Annotated in this window: 6 protein-coding genes; 4 read left to right on the forward strand and 2 right to left on the reverse strand. The window is 63.0% G+C overall.

The window, feature by feature from the left end:
* Positions 1 to 25: 25 nt before the first annotated feature.
* From B2S33_RS16505 to B2S33_RS16520, 4 genes are all read left to right on the forward strand, one after another.
* Positions 26 to 2,161 carry a putative bifunctional diguanylate cyclase/phosphodiesterase gene (locus B2S33_RS16505; RefSeq protein WP_027914008.1) on the forward strand — a complete coding sequence of 712 codons (2,136 nt, stop codon included), beginning with the start codon at positions 26 to 28 and terminating at the stop codon, positions 2,159 to 2,161.
* A gap of 31 nt (positions 2,162 to 2,192) precedes the next feature.
* On the forward strand, positions 2,193 to 2,693 hold the full coding sequence (locus B2S33_RS16510) for a M48 family metallopeptidase (protein ID WP_023532914.1): 501 nt from the start codon (positions 2,193 to 2,195) through the stop codon (positions 2,691 to 2,693).
* 12 nt (positions 2,694 to 2,705) lie between these two features.
* Positions 2,706 to 3,002, forward strand: a complete 297-nt coding sequence (locus tag B2S33_RS16515; RefSeq protein ID WP_027914007.1) for a winged helix-turn-helix domain-containing protein — start codon at positions 2,706 to 2,708, stop codon at positions 3,000 to 3,002.
* A gap of 145 nt (positions 3,003 to 3,147) precedes the next feature.
* On the forward strand, positions 3,148 to 3,885 hold the full coding sequence (locus tag B2S33_RS16520; protein ID WP_027914006.1) for a substrate-binding periplasmic protein: 738 nt from the start codon (positions 3,148 to 3,150) through the stop codon (positions 3,883 to 3,885).
* A gap of 139 nt (positions 3,886 to 4,024) precedes the next feature.
* Here B2S33_RS16520 and yccS read toward each other — a convergent pair whose 3' ends face one another.
* Both yccS and B2S33_RS16530 read right to left on the reverse strand, forming a co-directional pair.
* Positions 4,025 to 6,223 carry a YccS family putative transporter gene (gene yccS, locus B2S33_RS16525; RefSeq protein ID WP_059183443.1) on the reverse strand — a complete coding sequence of 733 codons (2,199 nt, stop codon included), beginning with the start codon at positions 6,221 to 6,223 and terminating at the stop codon, positions 4,025 to 4,027.
* A gap of 123 nt (positions 6,224 to 6,346) precedes the next feature.
* The coding region (locus tag B2S33_RS16530) for an NAD(P)/FAD-dependent oxidoreductase (RefSeq protein ID WP_288650675.1) at positions 6,347 to 7,324 on the reverse strand (978 nt) is incomplete at its 5' end.

Consider the following 7,324-nt stretch of genomic DNA (forward strand, 5'->3'; position numbering starts at 1 on the left):
GTCGGTCATATAACAGAGATGCAGCATGGATGGCGCTCACCTTCAACTCATGCCACAGGATGGCAGCTCGGTGCTTCTGGTAGTCGACGATTACCCAGAGAACCTCATCAGTATGCAAGCCTTGTTGTCGCGCCAGGATTGGCTGGTGCTGACGGCAAGTTCGGGCCGAGAAGCCCTGAGCGCATTGCTGGAAAACGATGTCGACCTGGTTTTACTGGATGTGCACATGCCTGAGATGGACGGCTTCGAAGTCGCTCGCCTGATGCGCGGCAGCCAGCGAACCCAACTCACGCCCATCATCTTCCTGACAGCCAACGAGCAGTCCCAGGCCGCCGTGTTGAAAGGCTATGCCAACGGCGCCGTGGACTACATGTTCAAGCCGTTCGACCCGCGGATTCTCAAGCCCAAGGTGCAGGCCCTGCTCGACCAGCAGCGCAATCGGCGGCGCCTGCAGGCGCTGACCCGTGAACTCGACGAGGCCCGCGCCTTCAATGCATCGATTCTGGACAATGCGGCCGAGGGTATTCTGGTGGTGGATGCCGGGGGCATCATCCGCTTCGCCAACCCGGCTATCTGCTCCCTGCTGGCAACGCCTATCGAACAGTTGCAGAACGTCGATCTGCTGGGGCTGTTGCAGCTGAGCACGCCGAGTACGTGGCAGGATTCGACGTTCCACCAAAGCTATCTGGCCAGGCGCATCCACCGCATGCATGACGCCCAGTTGCGTCGCCCGAGCGGCGAGCTGCTGCCGGTGGCCTTGTCATGTGCGCCCCTGCCTGCCGAGCAACAGGCGATGGTGGTAACCGTGCTGGACATGTCGGCGGTGCACAACCTGCACCAACAGCTCGAATACCAAGCCATTACCGACCCGCTCACCGGTCTGCTCAATCGCCGTGGGTTCTACCAGGCGGCCGAAGGGGCGTTGCTGCGCAATGAGCGTTCGGACCGGGCGCAGGCCTTGATGTACATGGACCTCGATGGCTTCAAGCGTATCAACGACTCCCTTGGTCATGATGCCGGTGACCGGGTCCTGCGCTGGGTGGCCGAGCAACTCAAGGATTGCCTGGGCAGTGAAGCGCTGTTGGCACGCATGGGCGGGGACGAATTCACCGCGCTGTTCGACGGCTTGCCCTATGCCGAGCAAGCCGGGCGCTACGCCGAGCGGCTGCTCGAGCGCATTGCCATCAGCCATCAGATCGATGGGCTGGACGTGTGCCTGGGCGTGAGCATCGGTATCGCCACGTACCCTGACTGCGGTGGCAACGTAGAAGGCTTGCTGCGCGCAGCCGATGCGGCCATGTACGCTGCCAAGCAGGCAGGGCGCCAGCAGTATCGCTTCTACGACCAGGAGCTCAATGGCCGCGCCCGCTCCCGCCTGATGCTCGAAGACGGCGTGCGTACAGCCATCGAGCAGCAGGATTTCACCCTGGTGTACCAGCCGCAAGTGGCCTTCGCCGATGGTCGCCTGCGCGGCTTCGAAGCCCTGCTGCGTTGGCAGCACCCCAGCGTTGGCGATGTGCCGCCAGGCCTGTTCATCCCCCTGCTCGAGGAGGCGCGGCTGATCAACCGCCTGGCCGGCTGGATCTACGGTCAGAGTGCTGCCCAGCGCCAGGCCTGGTATCAACGCTTTGCGACCGACATCGTGTTGGGCATCAGCCTGAGCCGGGCCCAGTTCGTCTCGCCAAGCCTGGTCGAGGAGCTGCAACGGGTCATCCAGCGCTATGGCCTGCAGCCGGCGCACCTGGAAGTGGAAGTGGCCGAAACCTCGCTCATGTACAACATCGATGCGGCGGTCAAGCAGGTCGACCGGTTGCGTGCGCTGGGTGTGCGGGTGGCGTTGGACGATTTCGGCGCCGGTGACTGTTCGCTGCGCATGCTGCGCGATTTGCCCATCGACACCCTGAAACTCGATCGCCACCTGGTGGCGCGCTTGCCGGACGCGTCGACCGATGCGGCGCTGGCACGCAGCGTCATCGGGCTGTGTGCCGATTACGGGATCACCGTGATTGCCGAGGGCGTTGAAACCCAGGCTCAGGCTCAATGGCTTAAAGCCGCAGGCTGCGAATACGTTCAGGGCTTTCTGGTAGCGCACCCCATGACAGCTGCCGATGCCGGCAACTTCCCGGCAATTTTCCCCTGGCCTGATCCGCTGGCGGGTTAGAATTGGCGCTCGTTACGCCGACCGTACTGCCATGACCGTCCTACGCTACCTGCAAGCCTACCCACCGCACCTGCAACAGCAAGTGCGGCAGATGATCGACAGCGACCGCCTTGGCGAGTACCTGCACAAGCGCTATCCAGAGCGCCACGAGGTACAAAGCGACAAGGCCCTGTACGGCTACGCCCAGGAACTGCGCCAGCGTTTTCTGCGCAGTGCACCTCCGCTGGACAAGGTGCTGTTCGACAACCGCCTGGACCTGACCCACCGGGCGCTGGGCCTGAACACTGCTGTCTCACGCGTGCAGGGCGGCAAACTCAAGGCCAAGAAGGAGATCCGCATCGCCTCGCTGTTCAAGGAGGCCGCGCCGCAATTTCTACGCATGATCGTGGTGCACGAGTTGGCGCATTTGCGCGAGCGTGACCACAACAAGGCGTTTTACCAGCTCTGTCAGCACATGGAGCCGGACTACCATCAACTGGAATTCGACCTGCGCGTCTACCTGACCTATCGGGAATTGCCGGGCAACGCTTGAGGACCCCGCAGCATGGAAGTGAGCAAGACAAAAAGCAGTTTCTACCGCCGTCTTTACGTCGCCTGGCTGATCGACAGCCAGACCGCTACCAGCGTGCCTGCGCTGATGCAGGCTACGGGCATGCCCCGGCGCACGGCCCAGGACACCCTTGCGGCGCTGGCCGACCTGGACATCGTCTGCACCTTCGAGCAGCAGGAAGGCGCGCGCAATCACGCAGGTCACTACCGTATACAGGACTGGGGGGCCATCGACCGGCAGTGGATCGAGCTTCACCTGAATCAGGTACGCCAAGTACTGGGGTATCCCTGACCTGTACCCGCTAAGGCCGCTGCAATAAAAATCGCAGGTTCGGCCAGAATAGAGGCTAGATGACACTATTGGCCGCTGCCCCGGCCAGAGCCTTTGTGTAAGCTCATTCGCAGTGTACGTTTCTTCACCGCACAAGGGCTTGGGCATGCGGCTGATGCTTTGTGTTCTCGGGTTACTGGCCACTGTCATGGTGCCCCCGGCCGCAGCCGCCGCCAAGCTGCGGCTGGTATCGGACCATTGGCCGCCCTTCACTGACGCCAGCATGCCTGGCGGCGGTTTGGCCATCAGCATCGTGACCACGGCGCTGACGCGGGCGGGCTACAGCAGCAGCTTCGAGGAGGCACCCTGGGCGCGGGCCCTGGCAGGCGTCGGTGACGGCCGTTACGACATACTGATCAACGCCTGGCACAACGACGCGCGCGCACGCATCGGGCAGTTTTCCAGCGCCTACCTGAGCAACCGCATCCGCCTGCTGCAGCGCAAGGACGCGGGCCTGCATTACGAGCACCTCTCGGACCTGTACCCCTACAGCATCGCCGTGGTGCGTGATTACGCCTACTCGAGCGCGTTCGACGGCAATACCCGCTTGCACAAGGTTGCGGTCAGTACCTTTTCGTCCGCCGTGCGCATGCTGGCGGCGGGGCGTGTAAGCCTGGCCGTGGAGGACGAGTACGTGGCCCGCTATCACCTGCAGCGCGAGCCGGACAATGTGCGTGACAAGGTAGAGCTGATGGAGCCTGTACTGGGCGAGAACCCGCTGCACATCCTGGTCAGCCTGAAGCATCCGGACCACCAGTCGATCGTCGCGCGCTTCGATGCGGCCATCGCCGCCATGAAGGCCGATGGCAGTTATGACCGGTTACTGCATCAGTATGGGTTCTAGGCGAGCGGGTGGCATTCCCAGGCGCCGGCTTGGCAGTGGCTTCGGATTTGAGCTTCGCAGCTGATCATGGCCGGTCCGCAGCGCCTGGAGATTTACCCGTCTTCGTAGGCAAAACAGGCTATATACCCTCGCGCCAGACCTAACGCGAGGCGTTACCTGCCGAAGCATCCTTCTTGATCAAATGCGCCGCCAACGTGCGCAAAGGGGCCAACTGGCGGCAGATCAATGCCAGTTGCGTCTGTACCAGGCGCTGATGTTCATCCACCTCCTCGGGCATCTGTTCAAGAGCGGTGGCGAGCGCTTCTTCGGCATCACTGTGAATCGCTACCGGTGAACGCGCCGCCAGGCCATTGGCTATCTCCTCAAGGCTGTTCGCCAGGCGGCTGCCCGCATCCTCGATCAAGTGCTCCCGTGCCTCGGCCGGCAGGGCCGTGTCGCGGTGGGCGCCCAGTCCCGACAGGTAGCTGAGCAGGGTGTGCGACAGCACCAGGAAGCGGAAGCCCACATCGGCCTCCTTGCGAAAGTGGCCAGGCTCCATGAGCATGTTGGCCAGGGTCGTCGACAGCGCTGCATCGGCATTGTGGGCATTGCGCCGCGCCAGGCGATAGGCCAGGTCGTCGCGCTTGCCGTAGGCATATTGCTGCATGATCTGGCGCAGGTATTCGCTGGCGCAGATCAGTGTGTTGGCCAGCGCCTTGTTCAAGCGGCGGCCTTGCCAGTCGGGCAGGAACAGAAACACGGCAAGGATGGCGATCAGGCTCCCGATCAGGGTATCGAACAGCCTTGGCAGGAACAGCCCGTAGCCATCGCCGATCTGGTTGAAACAGAACAGCACCATCAGTGTGATCGCGGCCGTGGCCAGGGTGTAGCGCGTGGTCCGGTTGACGAAGAACACCACCCCCGCCACGACCGCGAACAGCGACTGGATGACCGGGTTGGGGAACAGGTCGAACAGCGCCCAGCCAACGGTCAGGCCTACGGCGGTGCCGATGATGCGCTGCACCAGTTTACGCCGGGTCGCCCCGTAGTTGGGTTGGCACACGAACAGGGTGGTGAGGATGATCCAGTAGCCCTGGGTTGGGTGGATCAGGTGTACCATGCCGTAACCGATGGACAGGGCCAGCGGCAGGCGCAGAGCATGGCGGAACAGCAGCGAGGTGGGCGTCAATTGCGTGCGCAGGCGCTTGCCCATGTCCTTGAGCGAGCGCGGCGAGCGGTCCAGCAGGCTGCTGTCGCTGGCATCGGCCAGGCTGTCGGGATTGCTTGCAGCACCGAGCAGGCGATCGAGCGTGGCCAGGTTGGCCGCCAGTGCACGCAATGAGCGCAGCAGCCCGCGCCAGGCCGGGTTGTTCTGGCCGCGCAGGTGTTCGAGCGAAGCGTTGAGGTCTTCTAGTGCCTCGGTAAAGCCGCTGGCCAGCACGAAAGGTTGTCGCAGCCGAATCGAGCGTGCCAGCTCCTGGCACGAGGCGCCTTGCTTGCGCAGCAGGCGCTGGCACCGGAACATCACATCGCTGTGGAAGAAGGCTTCGGCCAGTGCATTGTAGGGGTAGTGGGAGGCGCTGACCCGCTCATGGATGTCCTGGGCCAGGAAGTAGAGTTTCAGGTAGCGGCTGACCTTGGAGTTGGGTTGGCTGTTGCCCACCCGGTGCAGGATGATTTCCTTCGCCGCATTGAGGGCCGCCACCACCTTGCCATTTTGCTGGGCCAGTTCAAGCCGACGTGCCTCGACGTCCAGGGTGCGGACAGGCTCGAACAGGCTGGCCTTGAGCTTGAGGTAGCTGCCCAGTTCGAAGAACAGTTTCGCCAGGCTTTGCTGCACCGGCTGGTTGGAAAACAATGCCTGCCACAGCACCGAGAGCAGCCCATACCAGGCCGCACCCGCCACCAGCAGCATGGGTTCGTGCCAGAAGTCCGTCACCTGCCCGCCGCGCTGGTCCACACCGATCATCGTGTACACCGCTGTGATCAGCGTTGCCGATGCGATGGCGCCGTAGCGCTCGCCCAAAGCGCCCAGCATGGTCAAGGCAAACGCTGCCAGGGCCAGGGCGCAGACGAAGATCAGGGGGTAGGGGAACAGCAGTTCGACCGCGAGCGCCGCGATGGCAAAACACACCAGGGTGACCGCCAGGGCGCTGAGGCGGCCTTGCCAGCTGTCATCGGTTTCAGCCAGGGCACTGGCGATGATGCCCAGAAACAGCGGGATCAACAGGGCCATTTCGTTCTGGTGCCAGCACAGGGCAAGGCTGCCGGTAAGGGCAATGGTCACCCGGATGCTGTAGCTGAACTTGTCCTGGCCCCACAGGCGACGCAATGAATGACGTAACGAGCTCGATGACATGATGGCCTGCCGGGCAGTGATCGTAGAAATACCGTAGCGATGAGCGGGCAGCCAGATGCCCCGCCACCCGCTATTGAGCACGTGCCAGCAAGAAGCGTTCCGTGCTGCGCGTTGGATTCTACCCTAGACGAACTGCGCCGCGGCGTTGGCCGATGCCCAGGCCCACTGGAAGTTGAAGCCGCCAAGGTGCCCCGTCACGTCCAGCACTTCACCGATGAAGTAAAGCCCCGGGCTCTTGAGCGACTCCATCGTCTTGGACGAGACCTCACGGGTGTCCACGCCGCCCAGGGTCACTTCGGCGGTGCGGTAGCCTTCGGTGCCGGCAGGCACCAGTTGCCAGCGTGCCAGCTTGTCGGCGATCAGGGCCAGTTCGGCCGGTGTGTACTGCTTCATCGGCTTGGATTCGAACCACTGCTCGGCCAGCAAAGTGGCCAGCTTGCGCGTGAACACCTCGCCCAGTACGGTCCTGAGTTCAGCATTGCCGCGCTCGGTTTGCTGGGTGTGCAACCAGTCCAGCGCATCGCGGTCAGGCAACAGGTTGATCTCAAGCGTATCGCCAGCTTCCCAGAATGAAGAAACCTGCAAGATCGCCGGGCCGCTCAGGCCCCGGTGGGTGAACAGCAGATTTTCACGGAAGCTGGTGCCGTTGCAACTGGCGGTGCAGTCCAGCGAGGTGCCGGACAGTTCGGTGCACATGGCCTTGAGCTGGGGCTCGGTGATGGTGAACGGCACCAGGCCCGCGCGGGTTGGCAGTAAGGTATGGCCAAACTGTCGGGCCACCTGGTAGCCGAAACCGGTCGCACCCAACGTCGGGATGGACAGGCCGCCCGTCGCGATCACCAACGACTGGCAAGCGAATGGGCCAGCGCTGGTGCGCAGCAGGTAGCCGCTGTCGGTCTTGTCGATCTGCTCGATGCTGGTGTGCATGCGGATTTCGGCGCCGGCTTCGTCGCACTCGGCCAGGAGCATGTCAAGGATGTCACTGGCCTTGTTGTCGCAGAACAGCTGGCCCAGCTTTTTCTCGTGGTAGGGCACGCCATGCTTGCACACCAGCTCGATGAAGTCCCACTGGGTGTAACGCGCCAGGGCCGACTTGCAGAA

It is taken from the genome of Pseudomonas sp. UBA5568, from assembly GCF_002425525.1.
Taxonomy (GTDB): domain Bacteria; phylum Pseudomonadota; class Gammaproteobacteria; order Pseudomonadales; family Pseudomonadaceae; genus Aquipseudomonas; species Aquipseudomonas fulva.